This window comes from Chromohalobacter sarecensis, from assembly GCF_023061135.1.
Taxonomy (GTDB): Bacteria; Pseudomonadota; Gammaproteobacteria; order Pseudomonadales; family Halomonadaceae; genus Chromohalobacter; species Chromohalobacter sarecensis.
Window position 1 is genome coordinate 1 of sequence record NZ_JAKGAN010000004.1, and the last position, 22555, is coordinate 22555.

The window sequence follows — 22555 nt, forward strand, 5'->3', positions numbered from 1 at the left end:
CCTGAGTGAACGTGGTACCAGCCTACTCGGTATCTTTTCAGGAAAAGCGGTTATTTCGCCTCACGACGTGATGTCCGAATACGTGTCTCGGGCGCTGCTGAGACCCGCCACTCACGAATCAATAGCGCCGCCAGTAACACTGACGACGCGCGTCAAACAGTGATGCGTTAAACGGAAGTGTAGCCGCCATCTGCCATCACGACGGAGCCCGTCATGTAACTAGCCCGATCACAGGCGGCAAACGCGATCACCTCGGCTATTTCCTCAGGTTGTGCTGCACGACCGGCGGGAGAGCTTTCGCCATGCTCCGCCAAAAAGTCGCGGCCATTCGGCATGATGTCGTCTAGAATACCGGTCACAACATCGCCGGGTGCGACCACATTCGCCCGCACACCATGCTCGGCTCCCTCCAGCGCCAAGACGCGTGTTAACTGAGCGATAGCTCCCTTGGATGCGGCATAGGCGCCAATCGTCGGGAACGCGACATGACAGGCGTAAGACCCGACATTCACGATGCTGCCACGCTTGGCGTCGCTCATGACCTTCATCGCCTCGCGTGAATGTAGGAAGGTCCCTCGCAAGTTAACGTTGAGTACGGAATCCCAGTCTTCGAGTGACATGTCCGCCACACGCTTGTTGATGATGCGTCCCGCATTGTTGACCAGAATATCCAGGCTGCCAAAACGCTCCAGCGCCAGATCAACGGCCCGAGTCGCGGTTTCTTCCTCTGCCAAGTCGCCGGTCAGCGTCACGATACGATCAGAATACGCTTCGAGCTCTTCGACTTCGGCCTTCACGTCTTCGGCCACCACACTGGCGCCGCGATCCGTCAACAGCTTGACCAAGGCACCGCCGACGCCACCTGCAGCGCCTGTCACGATCGCCACTTGGCCCTCAAATTCTCGATTCAAATCACTCATATTTTCCCTCTAGGTCATAGGCATTCGCCGTCGGCGACGGCACGAGGGAATAATAGGGACTCCAAAAAGCTAAATAATCGCGATTTAACTGAAAGGACTGTTTAGTGGAAATAATCAATCAAAGCTAGCGGGCACCCTCTGCTTCAAAAAGTCGATGAAGGCTCGCATCACTACCGAATGTTGATGTTGTTTAGGAAAGCAGAGATAAAACCCTTCAAAGGGCGCACTCCATTCAGTCAGCAGCGGTACGAGCTCGCCACGATCGACATAGGGCTGGATCTGATCTTCCGCCCAAAAGGCGACGCCCGCGCCCCTTACCGCCGCCTCTAAAGCGACGCGCTGGTCATTGAACGAGAGGACGCCATCCAGCGACACCTTCTGCCACTGACCGTCTTTGAAAAATTCCCACTGATAACTGCCGAGCTGGCCCGGCCACCGCCAGGTGATGCACCGATGCTTGCCCAGGTCGGCAGGGACTTCCGGGTAACCCAAGTTTTTCAGATAGGCCGGTGACGCTGCGGCGATCTGCCGAATGCGCGGCCCCAACGGTAGCCCCACGAAATCCTGATCGAGCATTTCTCCAAGACGGATCGAAACATCGTAGCCCTGCTGGACGACATCCAGAGAGGCGTCATCGAGCGTGATATCAACGCGAATGTCGGGGAACGCCTCGAGAAAGGCAGGCAGGTGCGGCTCAAGATAGAGCCGTGACCCGAGTCGCATGGCATGCACTTTAATCCGCCCACGGGGTCGAGTAGCGAGTTGTGACGTATCAGCCACTGCCGCAGACACTTCATCCAGCGCTGGTTGCAAGCGAGCGGCCAAGTGTCCGCCAGCTTCCGTCAGATGGACGCGTCGCGTCGTCCGGTGCAGGAGCTGAACACGCATGCGGGTTTCCAGCGTTTTCATGCTCTGGCTTAGCGCAGAAGCCGTCACATTTAAAGACTCGGCAGCCCGCACGAAGCTGCCATGCTCCACGATTGCCATGAAGCTTTGCAGCTCTGCGAATTCAGATCCACGCATGTCGTTGGCTCTCACATAGTTCAATGATAAATAGCGATAACCGTCGTCGAGAAAAACGCACACCGCCAAAGACAGATGAGTTTAGCGGTGATAGTGGATAGATAAGTCTCTATGATCACTTACTTACGGGCACGTTGCGAGCACACCACAATCCATCTGGCCACACCACCACCCACGAGAGGAAGGATGCAGAGGAACACACTTGTCACGAGCCCCAGCAGGAACCATTCCCTCGTATCGCTGGAGCCAAAAGCAGGACTGAATATATAGGCATACACGTTTTGCCCCACATACATACCCGCCACCAGCAGGAAGAGAAGCATCACCCTTTTCGTCCAGCCGGTATAAATGGCGAAAGCGAGCATCAATGCTTGCCCAATGACAAACCCGATCAGCGTATCAAAGGGCTCGAACTGACCCGACACTACTGGGCAAACGGCCCAGCTGAGCGCTCCCAAAACACCCCCCATGACAAAATAAGATAGATAGCCCATCCACCTTCTCCATTTCATGATTAAAGGCCACTCTGTAGTGGCACAGTGAGTTTGGCCATCTGGTTTTGAGTGTATGATCACTCATAGAGAAAACGGTCCAGTGATCAGGCTTCCACCTGGAGCCACTCGCAGGGCTAGCTCGATCTTAATTGGGGCTTGAGCCACATCCGCATCGAAAATAAGACGCGAACGCTCTACCTACCCCAAATCCCCAAAATAATGCTGCAGCAGCGTAAGGGCGACGACGGGGGCGGTTTCGGTGCGCAGGATGCGGGGGCCGAGGGTCAGGGCGGTGAAATCGGCGGTGTAGGCGGCGTCGATTTCGGTGGGGGATAAACCGCCCTCAGGGCCGACGAGGAGTGCGGCGCGGGAGATGTCGCTGGCGTGTTGCCAGGCGGTGTCGGTGGCGGGATGCAGGACGAGACGTAGCGCTTCGTCGCGTGCCGCCAGCCAGGCACTGAGCGTTTGCGGGGGATGCACGGTAGGCACGCGGCTGCGCCCGCATTGCTCGCAGGCGCTGACCGCGACAGCTTGCCAGTGGGCGAGTTTCTTGGCTTCGCGCTCACCCTTGAGGCGCACGTCGCCGTGCTCGGTATAAAGCGGCGTGATCGCCGCGACGCCGAGCTCGGTGGCCTTCTGGATTGCGTAATCCATGCGGTCGCCCTTGGAGATCGCCTGGCCGAGATGCACCGCCAGCGGTGACTCGGCGCCGCCCTCGGTCACAGTGGTGACCCGTACGCGTACCTCGCGGCGCCCCACGCTGACGATCTCGGCCTCGGCTTCGAGACCCTCGCCATCGAACAGGCGCAGCGCCGCGCCTTCACGCAGCCTAAGCGCACCCGCCACATGGCGTGAGGCACCTTCGGGCAGAGTGACTTCCGCTGCGGCGACCAGCGTGGCCGCCACATGAATGCGCGGTCCAGCCATCGTTTACTGCACGTTCTCGGCGGCTTCGCTTTCGCGCTTCTTCTTCTGGGCGTACATCGCCTCGAAGTTGACCGGTGACAGCATCAGCGGCGGGAAGCTGCCGCGATTGACCAGGTTGTCGATGCACTCACGCGCATAGGGGAACAGCATGTTGGGGCAGAACGCGCCCAGCGTGTGGTCGAGCTGGTCGTCGCTCAAGCCGGCGATGCGGAACAAACCGGCCTGCTCCACTTCGGCGAGAAACGCCGTGGCGCCGTCTTCGTTGTTGGTGACCTGCGCCGTTACCTTGACCACGACCTCGTAGAGATTTTCACCGACCTGCTCGCTGGTGGTGTTGAGGTCGAGCCCCACCTTGGGCTTGAACGCATTCTGGAACACGCTCGGCGCGTTGGGCGACTCGAAGGAGACATCCTTGACGTAAATGCGCTGCATGGAAAATTGCAGCTGGTTCTGCGTGTCGTTGCCACCTTGAGCGGCCTGATTGTTGTCTTCCGCCATGTTGCACTTCCTTTGACTTATCTATGCATGAGACGCGGGGCCCGGCGTGCGCCGCCCCGCCAGTGTAGCGCTTACTTGCGGACCACCGGCAACTCATCGGATTGCCACTGGGTCATACCGCCCTTGAGCTTGGCCGCGCGGGTGAAACCGCCCTGGGTCAACTGCCCGACGGCGGCGCCGGAGTGCTGACCATGCTGGCATACCACCACCACCGGCTTTTCCTTGTAGTCCTCGAGCTCTTTGAGGCGATCCCCCAAACGGCCCTTGGGAATATTGCGCGCGCCGGCGATATGCCCCGCCTTGAAGTCCTTGACCTCGCGAATATCCAGAAACAGCCCCTCCTCGCGATTGATCAGCGAGGTGGCTTCGGACGGCGAGACGCCGCTGTTCGAGCCTTTCAGCTCGTAGGCGATCCATGCCACCAGTACCACCAGAAAAGCGCCTGACAGTAGCAGGTGGTTTTGCACGAATTCGAATAACTGATCGATCATGGGTGCGGATAACTCTCGTTGTGTGTCTATCGACGTGTCTGTCGGCGTCGTGTGCGCTCGGCGAACGTCGCATGCCCCGGCGGGCGCCTTAGTATACATGAGCCATGCGCGAGCGTCCGGCCCCACCAACGCGGCTGACGCTCTCTCGTGACTGCGTTATGATGCCGCAAGGAGACGTGAGTCGCGAACCCCCGGCGGCACTGCCGCTTCATGGGGTCATCGGCCGGATGCGCCGATGCGACGCCCAACAGATTCCCGCGAGGCATGTTATGGCAGATACCCACACCCAGCGTCCCCGGCCCGTTGCGCTGTTGATTCTCGATGGCTACGGCCAGAACGATGACACTCGGCACAACGCCGTTTACTCGGCCAAGACGCCGGTCATGGACGCGCTGAAACAACGCTACCCCTCCGCCTTGCTGCACACCGATGGCAAGTACGTCGGGCTGCCCGACGGCCAGATGGGCAATTCCGAAGTCGGCCACATGAACCTCGGCGCCGGGCGTATCGTCTACCAGGATTTCACGCGTATCACCAAGGCCATCGAAGACGGCGAGCTGGCCACCAACACCGCGCTGACGGCGCCCATCGACGCCGCCGTGGCCGCTGGCCGCGCCGTGCATCTGCTTGGTCTGCTCTCGCCCGGAGGCGTGCACAGCCACGAGGATCACATCCTCGCCGTGGCCGCATTGGCCGCCGAACGCGGCGCCAAACACGTCTATCTGCACGCCTTCCTCGACGGTCGCGACACCGCGCCCAAGAGTGCCCGTCCCTCGCTGGAACGTGCCAATGCACGCCTCGCCGAGCTATTCGGCGCCGACAACGCCTACGTCGCTTCGATCATCGGCCGTTACTACGCCATGGATCGCGACAATCGCTGGGACCGTGTCGAGCAGGCCTATCGCGTCATCGTCGAAGGTGAAGGCAAGCAGGTTGCCACCAGCGCCGAGGCCGGGCTGGACGCCGCCTACGAGCGCGAAGAAAGCGACGAATTCGTCGCCGCCACCAGCATTCGCCCGCACGGTGAGCCGGTACGCATGGCCGATGGCGACGCCGCGCTGTTCCTCAACTTCCGCGCCGACCGCGCTCGTGAGCTTTCGCGTGCCTTCGCCGAGGACGACTTCAGTGGCTTCACCCGCCAGGCCCGGCCCAAGCTGGCCCACGAAGGGCTGGTGATGCTCACCGAGTACGCCGCGAACATTCCAGCACCGTGCGCCTTTCCGCCTCACGATCTGGTCAACACGCTGGGCGAGACCGTCGCCAAGCGCGGCTTGAAGCAGCTACGCATCGCCGAGACCGAGAAATACGCCCACGTCACCTTCTTCTTCTCCGGTGGTCGCGAGGACGAGTTCGACGGCGAGACCCGCGAGTTGATCCCCTCACCGCAGGACGTCAAAACCTACGACGAGAAGCCGGAGATGAGCGCTTATGAGCTTACCGACAAGCTGGTCGCGGCCATCGACGCGGGCACGTTCGATCTAGTGGTGTGCAACTACGCCAATGGCGACATGGTCGGCCACAGCGGTGACTTCGATGCCGCCGTCAAAGCCATCGAAGCGGTGGATGTCTGCCTGGGCCGAGTAATCGAGGCCATCGAACGCGCCGGCGGCGAATGCCTGGTCACCGCGGACCACGGCAATGCCGAGCAAATGGTGCATCCCGAAACGGGCAATCCGCAGACGGCGCACACTACCTTCCAGGTGCCGCTGGTCTATGTCACGCCGCGCGCCGGCGCCACCCTGGCGGACGACGGCAGCCTGTGCGACCTGGCGCCGACCCTGCTAACCATGATGCACGAGCCGATTCCCGAGGAAATGACCGGCCGCGTGCTGGTGGATACCCCCTGATAGGTGTGCGTGTATTGCGGCGTCGGCGCATGAGCGCGCCGACGTCCGGCAAGCGAATCGCCATGGCCTGCGCCATGGCGTTCTCGTGTGCGTGGCTGTCGCTGGGCGTTTCCAGCGCCTGGGCACAGAACTCGCCGGAGGACGTCAAACGTCAACTCGAGGCCCTGGGCAGCGACATCGAGAATACCCAGTCGAACCTCGAGGGCACTCGTGACGAACGCGATAGCGCGCAGGACGCATTGCGCGAAGTGGAAACCGAACTGGCCGACACCCAACAGCGGCTGACCGGCCTGCAGCGCGAACAGGATCAACTCGATCAGGAAGTCGCCGAGCTCAAACAGCAGCGCCAGACCCTCGAGGAAGAACGTCGCCAGCAACGCACCGCCCTGGCCAAGCAGCTCAACGCACTATACCGGCTCGGCCCCACGCCGCAGCTCAAGCTGCTGCTCAACCAGACCGACCCCGCGCGGCTGGACCGCCTTCAGCAGTATCTCAATCATCTCAACCAGGCGCGTGAGAAGCGCCTCGATGCCCTGGCCAAGCTCGAGGGCCAACTCAACGAAACGCAAAGCGCGCTACAGTCGCACCAAGAACGTCTGGACAGCCTCGCCAGCGAGCTGAGCAAACGCCGTGAGACGCTCAGCGATCAGCGTAGCGAGCGCGAAGCCATCCTCGCGACGTACAAAGAACGCTATACGACTCAGCAGGCCAAGCTGGCCGCGCTCAACGGCGACCGAGAGGACGCTCAGCAACTGCTCGAGCAGATGCAGGCCAAGCTCGATCGTCTCGAAGAAGCGCCGCCCTCCACGGATATCGAAGAGACCCGGGGCGATCTACCCTGGCCCGTGCAGGGCGACATGCTCGCCACCTACGGCAACGGCGACGGCGTCGACCGCAACGGCATGCTCATTGGCGCCGCAGCGGGCACACCGGTCACCGCCGTGCATGCCGGCCGCGTGGTGTTCGCCAACTGGATGCGCGGCTTCGGCAATCTATTGATCGTCGATCACGGCGACAACGTCATGACGCTCTACGCCCACCTGCAACGCTTCGATGTCGGCGTCGGCGCCCAGGTCACGCGCGGCGACACCCTCGCCGCCGTCGGCGACAGCGGCGGCCGCGACAGCCCCGCGCTATATTTCGAGGTCCGCAAAAACGGCGACCCCATCGACCCCAGCGACTGGATCGCCCGGCGCTGAACGTGCGCCGCGCTGGATTGCGCCGACCCATAAAGGCTATGCTGGGCCTCGGCACGCGTGGGTTCGCCTGCGTTCCGCCACCTGGTCGCCCCTTCCGGCGCGACTGACATGAGCCCGTTCCGCCGCGTTGTGGAGACAGCATGACCGCAAGCCAACCCCGTTCCCCACGTCTCATCGTTCGCCACTTTCTAGCAATGGGCATGGCCCTGGTGATCGGTGCGCTAACCCTGTCGCTGCCGGCGCACGCCCAGCAAAGCGCCCAGGCTCAGGCCGACAATGACGCCCTGCCCGTGGAAGACGTGCAGACCTTCGCCGAGGTCTTCGAGCGCATCAAGCGCACCTATGTCGATGAAGTCGACGATACCACCCTGATGCGCAACGCCATTCGCGGCATGCTCGGCGAGCTCGATCCACACTCCGCCTATCTCGACAAGGACGCCTTCGAGGCCCTGCGCGAGACCACCGAGGGCGAATTCAGCGGCGTCGGCATCGAAGTCGGCATGCAGGACGGCCAGTTGACGATCATCGCCCCCATCGACGACACCCCGGCCGCCCGCGCCGACCTTCAGGCCCAGGACCGCATCCTGCGCATCGACGACACGCCCACCGAAAGCCTGTCGCTACAGGAAGCCGTGGACATGATGCGCGGCGACGAGGGCGAAGAACTGCGCATGACCATCATGCGCGAGGGCGAGGATGCGCCGCGCGATGTCACCCTGACGCGCGAGACCATCCAGACCGAAAGCGTCAAGCACGAGCTGCTGGCGCCGGGCTATGGCTACCTGCGCATCAGCCAGTTCCAGAACCGTACCGGCGAGCAGGCCCGCGACGCTATCGACGAGATGCGTGACGAAGGCGAGCTCAAAGGGCTGGTCCTCGACCTGCGCAACAACCCCGGCGGCGTGCTCGACAGCGCCGTCGACGTCGCCGACTTGTTCCTCGACAGCGGCCTGATCGTCTACACCGAAGGCCGCCTGCCGGACAGCGACATGCGCTTCTCGGCCTCTCCCCAAACCAGCGCCCCGGACGTACCGATGGTGGTGCTGATCAACGGCGGCAGCGCTTCAGCGGCGGAGATCGTCGCCGGCGCCCTGCAGGATCAGCAACGCGCCGTGCTGATGGGCACCGAAAGCTTCGGCAAGGGCTCCGTCCAACAGGTACTGCCTCTCAACAACGGCGATGGCCTGAAACTGACCACCGCACTCTACTACACACCGGATGGCCGCTCGATCCAGGCCCAAGGCATCCAGCCGGATGTCGACGTGGTGCGTGGCCGCCTCGAAGTCGCCGAAGGCAGCGGCCTCAACATCCGCGAAGCCGACCTCGAGAACCACCTGCGCAACATCAACGGCGACACCGAACGCGCCAAGCGTGAAGCCTCACTCGCCGAAAGCGACTACCAACTCGGTGAAGCGCTCAACCTGCTCAGGGCCCTCAACGTCCTGCCGCGCGCGCAATCCAGCGACTGACGCCTCGCACTAACCACTGCAACGCAAACGCCCCCGCGCCGTGTTTTTGAGATAAACGGCGCGGGGGCGTTGTGCTTGATGTCTTCCTTGCACGTGTAAAGTGATCGTTTTACACTGCGGGCATGGATATTCGCACACGATTGCTCGCGACCGCCGAGCAGCTCTTCGACCGTCACGGTTTTAACGCCACCGGCATGGACAGGCTGACGGAGGGCGCGGGGATCTCGAGCCGCACGCTCTACAAGCACGTCGGCAACAAGAATGGCCTGATCGCGGCCGTTCTGAACGAACGGGATCGCCGCTTCCATCGCTTGGTGGAAGAGGACAGCATCGATGCCTTGTTCGGTGCACTGGAGACCTGGTTGGCCCAGGAGGCCGTGCGGGGCTGCCTGTTCCTGCGTGCCTGGGGGGAAACCGGCGGCGACGTGCCGGAGATCGCCGAGGCGATGGAACGCCACAAGCAGCGCCTGCGGGACCGGATTGGCAACATCGTCGTCGCGGAGATCGGCCGGCACGACGACGAACTCGTCGAGACGATGCAACTGCTGTTCGAAGGCGCGACCCACATGGCGGCGTATCGCGGCGTCGCGGCCGTCGATGTCGCGCGCCGGGCGGCGCAGCGTTTGGCAAATGCCGTGCGGGCGTCATAGCGTCGCCGAGTTCAGCGACACGCTTGTCGCTTCGACACACAGCATAGCCCACAACTAGTAACTTTAACCGGCTCGGACCGGCGGATACATTACGCCCATAGTGAAAACGATCGTTTTACATTTCGTTAACACGATCCCGGCCACAGGCCGAAGGGAGTACACCGCATGACGCGCATCGAATTCCGCCTGATCGTCGCCGGCACCATGCTGATCGGCACCACCTACGGTCTGGCACGCTTCGCCTATGGGCTCTTCCTGCCCGGTATGCGCGACGATGTCGGCTTGAGCCCGGCCCTGGCCGGTGTCATCGGTAGCGGCGCCTATGTCGGCTACTGCCTCGCCATCGTGCTCAGCGCGCTGCTGGTGGAGCGCTTCGGGCAGCGCCGGATCGCTGTCGCCGCCGCCCTGATCGCAGCGGCCGGCATGGCAGGCGTCGCCCTCAGCACGCAGCCATTGTGGCTGGCCGGCACCATTCTGCTCGCGGGGACGAGCACCGGGCTGGCATCGCCGCCCATGGCGCAGGCAGTGTCCCGCGCGATCACCGCGCCACGGCAAGGGCGAGCCAACACCGTCATCAACGCCGGTACCAGCCTGGGTGTCGCGGTTTCCGGACCGGTCGCTTTCATCGCCACCGGCCAGTGGCGGCTCGCCTACGCCGCCTTTGCCATTGCCGCGTTGCTCAATGCGCTGTTGTTGCTGATCAGCATGCCTCGCGCGGGCACCCATGACGCCGCCTCGACCGACAGTCACCAAGACGCCGATCGTCCTGGCGGGCTCTGGCGCCCTCGTGTGTTGACGCTCGTGGTAGCAGCCGCCGGGATGGGCACGGCCAGCGCCGCCTTCTGGACCTTCTCGAGCGATGTGGTCATCACGCTGGGGCATTTCGAGCAGGCGACGGCCAACATCGTCTGGATTCTGATCGGCGTCGCGGGGTTGGCCGGCGGCGCGGCGGGCGACTTGATCGCACGCTTTGGCCTCAACGTCGTGCATCGCGGCAGTCTCGCGGCCATGGCTGGCGCGCTCGGCTTACTGGTACTCAGCCCCTCGAACCTGGCAGCGGTGCTGGTCGCGGCCGCACTCTTCGGTGCGGCCTACATCATGCTGACCGGCGTCTATCTCGTCTGGGGCATCCGGCTGTATGCGGATCGCCCCGTCATCGGGTTGGGACTGCCCTTCCTGATGATCGTCGTCGGCCAAATCGTCGGCTCGCCCCTCGCGGGCTACCTGATCGGCAGCCGAGGGTATCTCGTCTGCTTCATCGCCTTCGCGCTGATCGCGGTGGCCACGGCCCTCATCGGCTACAGGACCGCCGAGCGCGCGGCGCTCCAACCGGCTTCCACTTCCCCCTGACATCTACGTTCCCAGCAGATGCAGCGGCACTCACGGGACATGTCAGGTTCTTGATGGCAACGCGATAAGGAGAAGATATGCGTAACGATGAGCAGTATCGAAACAGCGATCAGGCCGAACATGAAAAGGCTCTGAAAGTGATATATATGCCGGCGATGCCGCCTCTCGGACTCTTCGTATGGAGCAAGAAGACGCTCCGGCGGCTCCTGGAAAAGGTACGCGCCTGATGCGCTTGGAGGAACGCAGCATGAGACGGCATCCCCTGTTGGCGTGGCCCGCAGGGGATGCCGTTCTTTTACGGCAGTCTATGATTCGATTTTTCACTTCACCCTGACATCAGGAGCTCTCAATGGCAGGTGCAACGGCACTCGTGGTTCTCGCCTCACTTTGCTGGGGTCTATCCGGCGGCATCGGCGGCATGCTCATGGCGGACGACTGGGATGCGTTCGTCGTCTCATTCTACCGGGGCGCCATCGGCCTGCTGTTCGTTCTCGGCTGGTTGGCAATCCGCCCGCGCCATAGTGGGTTACGCAATCGCCGTCTGTGGGGCTGGTCAGCAGTGGCCGGCCTGGGGGTCGCCGGCAACTTCGCGTTCTACTTCCTCAGCATCTCGCAGGGCAGCGTCGCGGTGGCGGCGACACTGATGTACTCGGCGCCGATCTTCGTCTATCTGCTCTCGTTCGTGCTGAAGCTCGAACAACCCACGCCGATAAAATGGGCCGCCATCGTGGTGGTGATGCTCGGTATCGTACTGCTGACGCGTATTTATGACGTCGGCGCAGGTGGAATCACCCTACTCGGTGTGGGTGCCGGGCTGCTGGCCGGGGTCTCCTACGCGGTGTTCATCTTCGGGTTCAAGTACGCCGCGCCGCACGGCAGCCCACAGGCCATTCTGGTGATTGCCTTCGCGGTCCTCGCCGTGCTCCTGGTCGGCCTTGGCGACACCAGCCAAACCCTGGACGTGCTGCACACGCCGGACTGGCCGCTGTTCGTCACACTGGGGATACTCGGCGCCGGGCTCTCGTTCATCTTCTACATCGCCGGCCTGAAACACACCGCCCCCGCCGTCGCTTCCATCGTCGCCATGGTCGAACCCGTCACCGCCTCGCTCTTCGGCGTCGTGGTCCTCGGCGAAAACTTGGTAAGCATCCAGATCGTCGGGATGGTGCTGATCCTCACCACGGTGACGGCACTGAGCGTCTACTCCAGTCCCAAGCAAAGCGTGGCCGAGGATTAGAGCCACTGCCTGATTGGGGAAGCAGAAATATCAGATTGGCATTCACAGGCGGCGAAAAGTGAAATGAGAAAGAAAACATAAACGCCAACGCTGATCTATCATGAGATTGATTCTCGAAGCGCTATTTTCTCAGTCACCTGACGCTCAACAAGCCTCACAATCAAACCTATGCACTCTACCGCCCGACACTGGCTAAGCATTAGCTACCGCATTAGCGCCATTTCCCTGGTGGCGGTGACCGTCGGTGCGGTTGCTTCTCTGTGCGCCATCGGTTTTGTGGAGGCGGTAGCATGGTTGAACCACCGGCTGCTGGTGTCACCTTACGCACGGATTCAATGGGGCGAGCGACCAGGACTGGTGATGGCCGCGACGGTACTGGTGCCCACGCTGGGCGGCCTAGTCGTGGGGCTTTTGATGCGCTATGGCTCGAGTGTGCGGCGGGCACTAGCGCCGCCGGACGCCATTCTCGCGGTGCAGACCGATCAACCGCTGCCGAGCTTGCGCGATGGTATCGTTTCCACCCTGGCGGCGATTGTCTCGCTAGGCAGTGGCGCCAGTGTGGGCCAGTACGGGCCCATGGTGTACCTGGGCACGCTGTTTGGGGCGCTGGCTGCCAAGCTGAAATTGGGCGTCAAGGATCTGAAAGCCATTGCCATTGCCTGCGGCGTGTCCGCCGCGATTGCGACGGCGTTTAATGCACCCATTGCCGGACTGGTGTTCGCCCACGAGGTAATACTGCGTCACTATTCGCTGCGCGCCTTTGCACCAGTCACGGTGGCGGCAGCCACGGGATATGTATTGGCCAATGTGGTGTTTGAGCTTGAGCCTTTGTTCTTGGTGGATTTTGCCGGCGTTAGCCATAGCTACGAGTTTTTGCTCTTCGCTTTTGAGGGAATGTTGTGCGCGCTGCTGGCCTGGGTATTTATCCGCTTGATTGAGAAGGCCGGCAAACTGGCCGCCCTGGTCCGGTTGCCACAAACGATCAAGCCTGCCGGTGCCGGATTGGCGCTGGGGCTGGTGGCGTTGTGGATACCGGAGGTACTGGGTATCGGCCAGGAGAGTCTGCGCTTTGCGACCATTCCCGGCGCTTTCGGGGCTGGAGAGCTGGGTTTACTCGTCACCCTGAAGCTGCTGGTCACGGCCTTGTGCGTGGGCTTCGGTTTCGTGGGCGGGGTATTCAGTCCGGCGCTGTTGATCGGGATACTGTTTGGTTCATTGTTCGGCATGACGGCACAAACGATCGTGCCGCTGGAGTTGTCCGGCCTGGTGGCTTACGCCATTGGGGGCATGATGGCGCTGGCGAGCGCAGTGATCGGCGCGCCGCTGACGACCATACTGATCGTGTTTGAGTTGACCCGCAATTACGACTTGACCATTGCGGCGATGGTAACGGTAGTGTTTTGCAACCTGGTCTCCTATCGGATGGTGGGCCGCTCGCTGTTTGATCGGCAACTGTGTGCACGGGGTTTCGATCTTCGCCAGGGCCGCGACCGGGCGATTCTCCAGAGCCTGGCGATTGCCGATTACGCCTCGACTGATGTCACGCGCGCGGATGCCACCGATACCGCTGGCGCCATCCGCACACTACTTGTCGAACAGCAGCGGGCCGAGGCCGTACTCACCGGCGCTCAGGGCTATTTTGTCGGCTGTGTGCGCCTGCAGACACTCCTCACCCTGCCCGATGCCGAGCCGGTGCCCCGGAAGCATTGGCGTATTGATCCCGCGTTTACCCACGCCACCAGTGTCTGGGACGCCATGAACGCGCTGGAGGGTTTCGTGGGCGAATCGGTTCCGATTCTGGACGACGACGGCCGCCCCGTTGGCAGTGTCTCCGAGGAAGCGGTGATCCGTGCCTACCTGGGCATCGTCGATGACTTGCGACGGGAGGAAAATGCGACCGCTTAATCTGATGTGGCTACTCACCACCGTGCTGACGCTACCGGCGCTGGCGGATACGGACCACCCCACGCTCACGGTGGTCACCTGGGGCGGCGCCTACGAGCGTAGCCAGCACGAAGCCTACTTCGAATCCTTTACCGAAAAAACCGGCATCGAGGTAGAAACCGTACGTTTTAACGGCGGGTTGGACGCCCTAAAAGAAGCCTACGCCAAGGGCAATCACTCTTGGGATGTGATCGACATGATCAAGGCCAACGCCGACACCGCCTGCGAGCAGGGCTTGCTGCGCGAACTGGACCCCAGCATCCTTGCCCCCGCGCCCGACAGCACCCCCGCGAGCGAGGACTTTATAAAAGGCGCCATTGGCCGCTGCGCGGTGACGCAATTGGTATTCTCTACCGTGATCGCCTATGACGACCGGGCCTTCCCCGGTGTAAAACCCCGTCGCGTCGAGGACTTTTTCGATACCCAGCGCTTCCCCGGCCGGCGCGCCCTGCGCCGCGCGCCAGTGGGACTGTTTGAATGGGCGCTGATGAGCCAAGGCGTGCCCCGCAGTCAGCTCTATGATCTTCTAAGTACCGAGCGCGGCCTTGACCTGGCCTTCAACCAATTGGATAAACTGCGCGGGCAGCTCACCTGGTGGACCGGTGGCAACGAGCCGGCCCGGCTGCTGGCCGAAGGCAAAGTCGCCATGGCCTCCGGCTACAACGGACGCTTTTTCGATGCCCAGGTCAACGACGGTGCCCCTATCACCATTATCTGGGATGGCCAACTACTGGACTACAACAGTTGGGCCATCCCCGCCCAAGCGGATCAACCCCAGCTTGCTGAACGCTTCATCCGCTACGCTACGCGCGCCGAGCCCATGGCCCATCAAGCCAGTCTGATCAGCTACAGCCCCTCGCGTCATTCGGCCCGCGAGCGAGTGGGGTTACATAAAGAGACCTCCACCCCCATGCGCCCCTATTTGCCCACCCTGCCCGCGCATCTGGAAAAAGCCATACACCGTGATCAGCAGTGGTACACCCAGACATTTGACCTGCGCTGGCGATTGTTTGAGCACTGGATGAACCGGCACGACACACCGGACTAGCACCTCCAACCCAAGCGCTCACCTCCATAGTGGCCATTGCAGCCCTAAAGGACATGGCTGATGATTCGTAGAGATTAGCGCCGCCCGTATTGGAACCAGAATCATTGCAAAGCAAAAATCATGGCATCCGGTGCGTGGGGTATTCAGGCTGCAAGTGGGGAGGCGTGCCGCTATGCCGATATCACTTGGTACTCGCGGCTAGACGCGCGCCCAAGGCAACGAATAAGGCGCCAAGACCGCGATCCATCCACATGCCCACTCGCGGGCTTGCCTTCAAGAAAGCGCCCAGCTTCGCCCCCATCATTACCAAGAGAGGCTCTATAAACGCCGCGACCACGATAATCAAGCTGCCGTGCAAGAACAGTTGGGCGCCCACCGGCCCGGCACCTTCCACGACAAATTGCGGCAAAAAGGCTAGGAAGAAGATGGCCACTTTGGGATTCAAGGCGGACACCAGCACACCTTGCCAATAGACCGACTGCTCCTTTGCGTCTCGGCCTCCGCCATTGGAAATAAAAGAATCCCCCTTGGACAACAGCATCTTGACGCCGAGCCATATCAAATAGGCAGCCCCTACCCACTTGATCACCGAGAACGCCACAGCCGATGTGGCCAAAATGGCCGACAGCCCCGCCGCCGCCATGGCCACATGTAATGCCGTCCCCGACCAACCCCCGAGCATCGCAGCGAACCCATATCGACGCCCGCTGCGTAGCGTCTGGCCTAGCATGAACGCGATATCCGGCCCTGGAGAAAGGTTCAGAAGCACCGCCGCTGACAAAAACGCCAGCCAATGTACCAACGTGTAATCGAACATATCGAAATTTCCTTTATTTTCTACGTCAAAGGCTTGCGTCACAGAACCCCGCCGTCGCCTCCATCATCGCCATGGTGGAAGCTGTCCTCGCATCGCGCTTAGGCGTCGCTTTTCTCGGAGCCCCTTGGTGAGCATTAAGGTCATCGGGACGGTTCTTATCCTAGCTAGGTTGGCAGCGATTCATCAGGCATTCACCACCAATTTTGGCCAAATCTCCAGCCATCTTTTGGACTTTATCCTAGCTTCGAAATCAGTTCGCTTTGGCCGTTTTGAGTTCAGGGTAATGGTGAAGTCGAATAGCCGCTCAACATCGAAAGGCGCCACAATCGTTATCTCACCATTTTCATCCAATGCGGCCCCCACGGCAGTTTCCATCTCTACCCAGAAACTCATGGCATCTTCAGTCGAAATGTACGGAGTATCCGAATTCCGCTCGTGCATTCTTGCCTGATTCTTCACCGACCATGGAAGCGTCGAAATGCTTTTTAAATCATTCTCAATTTCTCGGTCACGAGATTCACTACAATCGCGTGGATCGTAGTAAATCAAGTCAACGTCGTTCAGATCGGTAGCCGATGAAAGCTCATGAAGATTATCCCAAACCAAGTTCCTAACGAACCCCGCAGCGATACACCACTCCGGCAGCTTTTTCTCAGAAGCGATGGCAAGCGCCTTCATGCGTATAGGATCGCGCACCAACCAATCCTTGATCTGTGATTCGTAGTTCATATCGATATCTGATATCAGCCATCACGCAGTTATCACGTGCATGACGTTGTTGGGTTCTCTCGTATCGATGCTAGCGGATACCAGACATCCGTAATATCTCGTCGCTTGGAACAAGAGCCAAGTCGGCAGCCGATAACCCAGACGCTAGGATAGCTTGGTCTACAATGTAGGTTCCCGCACGATAACCAATCCAACGCCGCCCATCCGGGTGCTGGAACATCCAATGGTCGTAAGAGGCCGAAACCGGGAGCTCTAGCAACTCAGCCACCCATTGCTCGACCTCGTCAGGATATTGCCCCCAAGGCGTCTTACGGCCCCCAAAATCTCGCTCAAATACGGTCGCAAGGCCCTCGCTGACGACTCCCTCCATAAAGGAGACACGAGCCGCCCCACCATGCATGACCCATCCTCTTACCAAGTGATGAAGCTCATGAAACAACGTGAAATGCAGTTGGGCGCGAGCAACGGCGGCCACACCGCCCGGCAACCTCGCATCAACGGTCCACTCCACGCGACCTGGCGCGATTGCCATGCCCATCTCACCCGTTTCCGGGATAACGAAAGGCCCCGTCTGACATGCCAGCTCAATATCCTCATTTAAGTCACCGAGGAAAGAACGAATCTCCGGTTCAGCATCGGCACACACCTCTTCAATAGTTCGACGGGCATCCTGTGAAAAATGTCGACAATTATTTGTATCAAGGAATAGAGGAACGATCATCAGTGATTCCTTCAGTGAGACCTGTCGGTTCAAGGCGCTCAATACGCACGATTTTGTAGTAAACATGAAGCCATGGTGAAAAAATTCTCATCGCTATTTCCTTTATCATACAGTCGCCTAACACCTGATTTTAGCCGCGAGTGCCGACAAGACACTATCATCCTCACGCTTATAATCATGAGACGAAATATAACCTTCGTAATGATCGAAGTATTTTTCAACGCTAGACGCCACAGGTTTAAATTCAGAGTCTTCGCCTGTACCGTGCATAGGGAATAATTTTGCGTGCAAATGATCCACTCCGTAGCCCTCGAACATCATTCCAGTACGCGCAACACCATCCAATTTTTCATCGAGCAGCAGCGCTACACGCTTTGAAGCCAGCACCAATGCTGCCACAACTTCATCATCTTGAGCGAACAAATAGCTTGGAAAATGGCACTTCGGTATGACCACTGAGAAACCAGGCGTATTGGGATAAATAGAAAGAAACGCCAAATGATCATCGTCCTCCCAAATCTTGTGGCATGGAACGTTACCTGCCACGATCTCGCAAAAAATACAGCTCATTTTTTACCCTCAGATTTACTGCATAGCACTTGCAGCAGGGACACGACGACAGGGTGCCACTTGTATGCACTGGTCAGGAAAACTAAATTTCCCGCTCCATATAGTGAGTATCATCTGAAGTTTTGCAAATACTGAACCCCATCCGTTTATATAAATTTACTGCCGGATTCTCGCAAAACACACGAAGCCTAAGTAGTTGAAATCCCGCTTTCTGGGCCAGCTTGAATGTATGATCTATCGCCTGCGCCCCCACCCCTTGACGCTGCCAGCTAGGCTCAACTTGGAGGTCACGAATATAGTAGGCCGCATCATCATGACTCAGCCGAAGCACTCCAACTGGGCAATCATTTATGGCTATTTCGTAGCTTTCAAATTCGCACCAGTTTTTATCGAATGCTTTTTGTCCCAGCTAACCCCTAATTTTTTATAGTAAGACTCCATATTCCGTCGAGTCAGTTGCTCGATAAAATATTTGTCGCTCGCTTTCCGGAACGTGGGGTTCATGTAGTCTCCCTAGCTTCGGCCATCACCGATGGTGAAGCCTGAGCAAGCCGGAGGGCTCGACATCTAGTGCATGGCTTAGTATACCTATTCATAGATTCTTGTCATATATTCTGCATCCTCCCCGTAGGCGGAAAGACGGCTCTTTAACTCCTCACTCACTTGTACAGCCTCGAACCCTTGGCGCTTCCAATAAGATGACGCCCCCTGCACAGCCACTAGGAACAACTGCCTATACCCCCGTGATTTTGCGGACTCCAATACTGCGTTCAGCAAATATTTCGCAGTACCGCCATTGCGTGCGTTACAGCTCACCGCAATATCGTGGATGCAAAGACTATCTGCATCTACCGGAACAGAATAATCAACACCATCCAGGTCAAGCAGTTCACCATACATCCATGGCAAAGCCACCACGTACCCTACAACCATTTCGTTCTGCATAGCGATGAAACTGAAGTCTGAATTAGCAGACAATTTTGCAGAATATGAATCAACAGACTCAAGGAGATCCTCACTATAGCACTCGCGCTGAATGCGAGAAATTTCCATGAGATCAGCTTGAGATATCTTTCTAATTTTCATAATGGTATTCATTTCCAGATTATGGAGTATAGCGCTTGTAGCATGAGCCCCCTTTGAATGGGGCCGAAGGCGCAGTAGACAATGATGGAACCCATCACCGCCTCGCTCTTCGGCGTCGTGGTTCTCGGTGAAAGCCTGATGAACATCCAAATCGTCGGGACGGTTCTGCTCCTCGTCACGGTGACAACGTTGAGCGTCTACACCAGCCCCAAGGAGCGAGTTGAGGGGGAATTCACGTTACCCTAACCGGCCCCTCTCAAAGCGAAAGTTTTGGCATCCAGTACATATGGAAATGCAGCAAGTGGAAGGGCATGCCGCCATCCTGATGTCACCTAGTGCTGGCGGCTAGACGCGCCCCTAAAGCAACGAACAAGGCGCCAAGACCACGATCCATCCACATCCACACTCGCGGGCTTGTCTTCAAGAAAGCGCCCAGCTTTGCTCCCATCATCACCAAGGGTGGCTCAATAAACGCCGCGACCACGATAATCAAGCTGCCGTGCAAGAACAGTTGGGCGCCCACCGGCCCGGCACCTTCCACGACAAATTGCGGCAAGAATGCGAGGAAGAAGATAGCCACTTTGGGATTCAAGGCGGAAACAAGCACACCTTGCCAATAGACCGATTGCACCCGTACATCATTGCTGCCACCACTGGAGACAAAAGAGTCGCCTTTCGACAAGAGCATTTTGACGCCGAGCCATATCAAATAGGCCGCCCCAACCCACTTGACCACCGAGAACGCCAGGGCTGATGTAGCCAGAATCGCCGACAGACCCGCCGCCGCCATCACTACATGCAACGCAGTCCCCGACCACCCCCCGAGCATCGCAGCAACCCCATTCCGACGACCGCTACGTAATGTCTGGCCTAAAATGAACGCGATATCCGGCCCAGGGGAAAGGTTCAGAAGCACCGCCGCTGACAAAAACGCCAGCCAATGTATCAATGTATAATCGAACATATCGCAACCATTCCATTATGGGTCGAATCAGTGAGTTGTAGATGCCAGCAGAAAATTCGCGTGCTTACGCGCGGAGCCAACACCGGTTTATTTTCAATATTGTCAGCTTGAACCACACCACCTAAGCCGCGCCTTACACGCGCAGCGAACTACCAGGCCTTCAATTACCGCAACGAATTTCGGGCTCACACGCGACTTCAAAGTTCACCGAATTTGCAATAAAACAGAGCGAATGCGCTTTCTTGTGAAGGGACTGAGCTAATTCGCTATCGTCCTCTTCGCCGATGCTAACGATGGGTTTGAGTATCACTTCATCGAAACAACCGCCACCACTTTTAGTCTCAATCATGCGACCTTCGGCGTTGTCCTCGTAACTCGACACCGTGATACCGGCGTCAGCGCACAGATGTAGATACCAGAGCATGTGGCATGCAGAGAGCGAGCTCAGCAACAGCTCCTCCGGATTATAGCGGGACGAGTCTCCAAGAAATGCCGGATCCGCCGACCCGGCTATTATTGGTTTCTCACCGCAACTGATTTCATGGTCGCGCGAGAAGGCACGATAATTCTTTGTACCTTCGCCTGAATTACCCGTCCAGACGACGGTAGCGGAATAGTTGTGTTCACCTTTTTTCGCCACCTCTGTATCCCCCTTAATAAATGGCTCGCCTAGCGCCGAAGCCAAGTTTCTTGTTGAAACGCGGCAGCACTTTTAGCGATCGCTTCTAATGAGCTATTAAACACTCTCCATTTCAACCAAAACTTCATCCCTTTATGCGACGTTTTAAAACCAAGCTTCTCGTAAAAACGAATTGCATCTGGCCTTTTCTTGTCACTGGTTAATTGGACGGTCAGGCAGCCTTTTTCCTTAGCTCGCTATATTGCCCACTCTAAAAGCTTGGCACCAATCCCATCTCCTCGATTAGACGACGCAACACGAACGCCCTCGATCAACGCTCGCCAGCTTCCGATATAAGTCAGGTAAGGGATAAACGTAATTTGGAACATACCAAGCAACTGGCCACCCGATTCACAAACCACAAGCTCGTTATTTGGATCATTTTGTATAGCTTCGAATGCTCTGGTGTAGCCGACTTTCAACGGCATCCCCGGCGACTCACGGGTTTTCCCAAGTTCATCATCAGCAAGGCATTTCGACTAGTGATGCAAGATCATCTGATCGCGCTTCGCGGAAACGATACTCCTCCATAGCTACTCTACCTCGCTCTTTTTAGGGCATCATTTTCCCTCTATGTATTCTTTTCGAAAGCGTGACAGCATTAATAGGTGAATATCCAGCGCTTCCGCGGCCGCTTGAACACCTAGATGAACCTTAAATTTCCACGCACCACCTTCATCTTGAATTCCGGGGTATAACGTTGGTTGCTCATGGCGCTCCCTCCTATGCACTCATCATAGGTCAAAAGTATCCACTAGAGTGGGGGAAGTCCAGGGGCGACAACAGCCGTTTGTTATGAATTCCTGTTCTACCACTCTAGGCCTTGGCCTTGTTGAATAATTTCATTCGTCCAAGCTAACAACAAGCAAAGGCCAGAATTTTCTACACCCCATTTCCTACGCTCTTGACCTGCGTAGCCACCGTATATATATTCTAGCTGGCTCTCATAGTAGGATTCAAAGTCGCCATATGCGTTACTTTCCAAGTGAACGCTCAAGTCTATATCAGCTCCAGCACGCTCTTTTAGAAAGCGTAACATCCGCCTTCCTTCTATAGCTTGATGGATGTCATCAATTGATATGTCAGAGTACTTCCCAGAATCAATAAGGCTATTAATATGGAGAATTAACAGAGTGAGTGCTGAAACTTTCATCATAATCTCCTTGTGCTTGGTGGTTCATAACGCATAGCTCACCGGAAAAATGCGAGCGCAGCGAGTATTTTTCCCGGTGGAGCTACTTGTTATGTTCATTTTGTGCTTTTCGCGCCTTTTGAGCCTCGACGAGAGGATCTATTAACACCCAACCTTCCTTTTCAGCTTTGTACTCAATGTACAATGATCGACTAGGTGCACTTAATTGACTAGCCATTTCGGTAATTTGGTCATTAGGATAATCTACGTAATGCTTTAAAAGCAACTCATGCATTAATTCCAGAGATTTTTCATATTGCTCGATGCCAACCCCTTCAGGAAATACAAATTTCAATGATCTGTCATCTTTTAGTTGCACCATAGCTGAGAAAAGTTGGGATCGCTTTTTATCTCTTTTCTCAGGCTTACTACCATACAGGCGGTTAAATAATTTTAGAGTTCCTTTTTTCAGCAATTGATAGTGATCTTTCCCTGCCTCTTGCAAAAAGGCTTCAAAATAGGGTTTAGATAGATATACAATTACTATTGTTGGAAGTGCCCACTCAATTGATGCATAAAAACCTATTTCTCTGGAATCTGCTCTGATTTTCAGTTCAGGCTCAGAAATGCTACTTATATATTCTTCAATGAGCTCGCTGGGCAAATCCTCTTGGTAGGAAATGCCAATATGGAAATCAGAGTTCATGCTATTCCTTTTCGAACATAACGAGGCTGTAGAAAAACCTAATTTCGGGCCGCT

Annotated in this window: 27 protein-coding genes; 10 read left to right on the top strand and 17 right to left on the bottom strand. The window is 57.9% G+C overall.

The genetic code is table 11. The features are described from left to right. Window positions 1-167 precede the first annotated feature (167 nt). From L1071_RS07470 to L1071_RS07495, 6 genes are all read right to left on the bottom strand, one after another. Entirely contained in the window at window positions 168-920 is a 753-nt protein-coding gene (locus L1071_RS07470) for an SDR family NAD(P)-dependent oxidoreductase (protein WP_246971190.1), read from the bottom strand. Window positions 921-1034: 114 nt separating this feature from the next. Next, entirely contained in the window at window positions 1035-1943 is a 909-nt protein-coding gene (locus L1071_RS07475; protein ID WP_246971193.1) for a LysR family transcriptional regulator, read from the bottom strand. A 119-nt stretch (window positions 1944-2062) separates the two neighbouring features. Continuing rightward, window positions 2063-2437 (bottom strand): hypothetical protein, encoded by a 375-nt coding sequence (locus L1071_RS07480; protein WP_246971195.1) that lies wholly within the window; start codon window positions 2435-2437, stop codon window positions 2063-2065. A gap of 198 nt (window positions 2438-2635) precedes the next feature. Next, window positions 2636-3364 carry a 16S rRNA (uracil(1498)-N(3))-methyltransferase gene (locus L1071_RS07485; protein WP_246971198.1) on the bottom strand — a complete coding sequence of 243 codons (729 nt, stop codon included), beginning with the start codon at window positions 3362-3364 and terminating at the stop codon, window positions 2636-2638. Between the two features lie 3 nt (window positions 3365-3367). Beyond that, window positions 3368-3862 carry a protein-export chaperone SecB gene (gene secB, locus L1071_RS07490; protein ID WP_097021576.1) on the bottom strand — a complete coding sequence of 165 codons (495 nt, stop codon included), beginning with the start codon at window positions 3860-3862 and terminating at the stop codon, window positions 3368-3370. Between the two features lie 71 nt (window positions 3863-3933). Then, the gene (locus L1071_RS07495; RefSeq protein WP_246899803.1) at window positions 3934-4353 is read right to left on the bottom strand and encodes a rhodanese-like domain-containing protein; all 420 of its coding nucleotides are present in this window, start codon (window positions 4351-4353) and stop codon (window positions 3934-3936) included. Window positions 4354-4622: 269 nt separating this feature from the next. Between L1071_RS07495 and gpmI the strand changes: the two genes are divergently transcribed. The 9 genes from gpmI to L1071_RS07540 all read left to right on the top strand — a co-directional run bounded on the left by gpmI (window position 4623) and on the right by L1071_RS07540 (window position 15097). Continuing rightward, a complete protein-coding gene (gpmI, locus tag L1071_RS07500; RefSeq protein ID WP_246971208.1) occupies window positions 4623-6200 on the top strand; it encodes a 2,3-bisphosphoglycerate-independent phosphoglycerate mutase in 1578 nt (525 codons plus the stop codon). 29 nt (window positions 6201-6229) lie between these two features. Continuing rightward, window positions 6230-7399: a murein hydrolase activator EnvC family protein gene (locus L1071_RS07505; protein ID WP_246971211.1), complete on the top strand. Its 1170-nt coding sequence runs from the start codon at window positions 6230-6232 to the stop codon at window positions 7397-7399. 140 nt (window positions 7400-7539) lie between these two features. Beyond that, window positions 7540-8868 carry a S41 family peptidase gene (locus L1071_RS07510; protein WP_246971213.1) on the top strand — a complete coding sequence of 443 codons (1329 nt, stop codon included), beginning with the start codon at window positions 7540-7542 and terminating at the stop codon, window positions 8866-8868. 122 nt (window positions 8869-8990) lie between these two features. Beyond that, a complete protein-coding gene (locus tag L1071_RS07515) occupies window positions 8991-9518 on the top strand; it encodes a TetR/AcrR family transcriptional regulator (protein ID WP_246971215.1) in 528 nt (175 codons plus the stop codon). Between the two features lie 165 nt (window positions 9519-9683). Then, window positions 9684-10868 carry an MFS transporter gene (locus tag L1071_RS07520; protein ID WP_246971217.1) on the top strand — a complete coding sequence of 395 codons (1185 nt, stop codon included), beginning with the start codon at window positions 9684-9686 and terminating at the stop codon, window positions 10866-10868. 77 nt (window positions 10869-10945) lie between these two features. Then, window positions 10946-11095, top strand: coding sequence for a hypothetical protein (locus tag L1071_RS07525; protein WP_246971219.1), 150 nt, complete (start codon window positions 10946-10948; stop codon window positions 11093-11095). A gap of 122 nt (window positions 11096-11217) precedes the next feature. Further along, complete coding sequence (locus tag L1071_RS07530; RefSeq protein ID WP_246971221.1) at window positions 11218-12105, top strand: DMT family transporter; 888 nt, start codon at window positions 11218-11220, stop codon at window positions 12103-12105. Between the two features lie 168 nt (window positions 12106-12273). Next, window positions 12274-14010 carry a chloride channel protein gene (locus L1071_RS07535; RefSeq protein ID WP_246971224.1) on the top strand — a complete coding sequence of 579 codons (1737 nt, stop codon included), beginning with the start codon at window positions 12274-12276 and terminating at the stop codon, window positions 14008-14010. Further along, window positions 13997-15097: an ABC transporter substrate-binding protein gene (locus L1071_RS07540; RefSeq protein ID WP_246971227.1), complete on the top strand. Its 1101-nt coding sequence runs from the start codon at window positions 13997-13999 to the stop codon at window positions 15095-15097. The genes L1071_RS07535 and L1071_RS07540 overlap by 14 nt, the downstream gene beginning before the upstream one ends. Before the next feature lie 181 nt (window positions 15098-15278). Here the strand turns inward: L1071_RS07540 and L1071_RS07545 are convergent, their stop codons facing one another. The 6 genes from L1071_RS07545 to L1071_RS07570 form a co-directional block, all read right to left on the bottom strand. Continuing rightward, window positions 15279-15914 (bottom strand): LysE family translocator, encoded by a 636-nt coding sequence (locus L1071_RS07545; protein ID WP_246971230.1) that lies wholly within the window; start codon window positions 15912-15914, stop codon window positions 15279-15281. 183 nt (window positions 15915-16097) lie between these two features. Beyond that, the gene (locus L1071_RS07550; RefSeq protein ID WP_246971246.1) at window positions 16098-16643 is read right to left on the bottom strand and encodes a nucleotidyltransferase family protein; all 546 of its coding nucleotides are present in this window, start codon (window positions 16641-16643) and stop codon (window positions 16098-16100) included. A gap of 70 nt (window positions 16644-16713) precedes the next feature. Beyond that, window positions 16714-17364, bottom strand: coding sequence for a DUF2268 domain-containing putative Zn-dependent protease (locus L1071_RS07555; RefSeq protein WP_246971249.1), 651 nt, complete (start codon window positions 17362-17364; stop codon window positions 16714-16716). Between the two features lie 117 nt (window positions 17365-17481). Next, on the bottom strand, window positions 17482-17934 hold the full coding sequence (locus L1071_RS07560; RefSeq protein ID WP_246971252.1) for an HIT family protein: 453 nt from the start codon (window positions 17932-17934) through the stop codon (window positions 17482-17484). A gap of 82 nt (window positions 17935-18016) precedes the next feature. After that, on the bottom strand, window positions 18017-18265 hold the full coding sequence (locus L1071_RS07565) for a GNAT family N-acetyltransferase (protein WP_246971254.1): 249 nt from the start codon (window positions 18263-18265) through the stop codon (window positions 18017-18019). 257 nt (window positions 18266-18522) lie between these two features. Then, complete coding sequence (locus L1071_RS07570; protein WP_246971258.1) at window positions 18523-19020, bottom strand: GNAT family N-acetyltransferase; 498 nt, start codon at window positions 19018-19020, stop codon at window positions 18523-18525. Window positions 19021-19101: 81 nt separating this feature from the next. Here L1071_RS07570 and L1071_RS07575 point away from each other — a divergent pair, with 81 nt between their 5' ends. Then, window positions 19102-19266 carry a hypothetical protein gene (locus tag L1071_RS07575; protein ID WP_343315523.1) on the top strand — a complete coding sequence of 55 codons (165 nt, stop codon included), beginning with the start codon at window positions 19102-19104 and terminating at the stop codon, window positions 19264-19266. Between the two features lie 82 nt (window positions 19267-19348). Here the strand turns inward: L1071_RS07575 and L1071_RS07580 are convergent, their stop codons facing one another. The 5 genes from L1071_RS07580 to L1071_RS07600 all read right to left on the bottom strand — a co-directional run bounded on the left by L1071_RS07580 (window position 19349) and on the right by L1071_RS07600 (window position 22501). Continuing rightward, window positions 19349-19984 carry a LysE family translocator gene (locus L1071_RS07580; protein ID WP_246971261.1) on the bottom strand — a complete coding sequence of 212 codons (636 nt, stop codon included), beginning with the start codon at window positions 19982-19984 and terminating at the stop codon, window positions 19349-19351. Between the two features lie 160 nt (window positions 19985-20144). Continuing rightward, window positions 20145-20624, bottom strand: coding sequence for an OsmC family protein (locus L1071_RS07585; RefSeq protein ID WP_246971266.1), 480 nt, complete (start codon window positions 20622-20624; stop codon window positions 20145-20147). 236 nt (window positions 20625-20860) lie between these two features. Beyond that, complete coding sequence (locus tag L1071_RS07590; protein WP_246971269.1) at window positions 20861-21091, bottom strand: GNAT family N-acetyltransferase; 231 nt, start codon at window positions 21089-21091, stop codon at window positions 20861-20863. A gap of 380 nt (window positions 21092-21471) precedes the next feature. Next, window positions 21472-21816 (bottom strand): hypothetical protein, encoded by a 345-nt coding sequence (locus L1071_RS07595; protein ID WP_246971272.1) that lies wholly within the window; start codon window positions 21814-21816, stop codon window positions 21472-21474. Window positions 21817-21898: 82 nt separating this feature from the next. Further along, the gene (locus tag L1071_RS07600; protein WP_246971275.1) at window positions 21899-22501 is read right to left on the bottom strand and encodes a hypothetical protein; all 603 of its coding nucleotides are present in this window, start codon (window positions 22499-22501) and stop codon (window positions 21899-21901) included. Window positions 22502-22555: the final 54 nt, after the last annotated feature.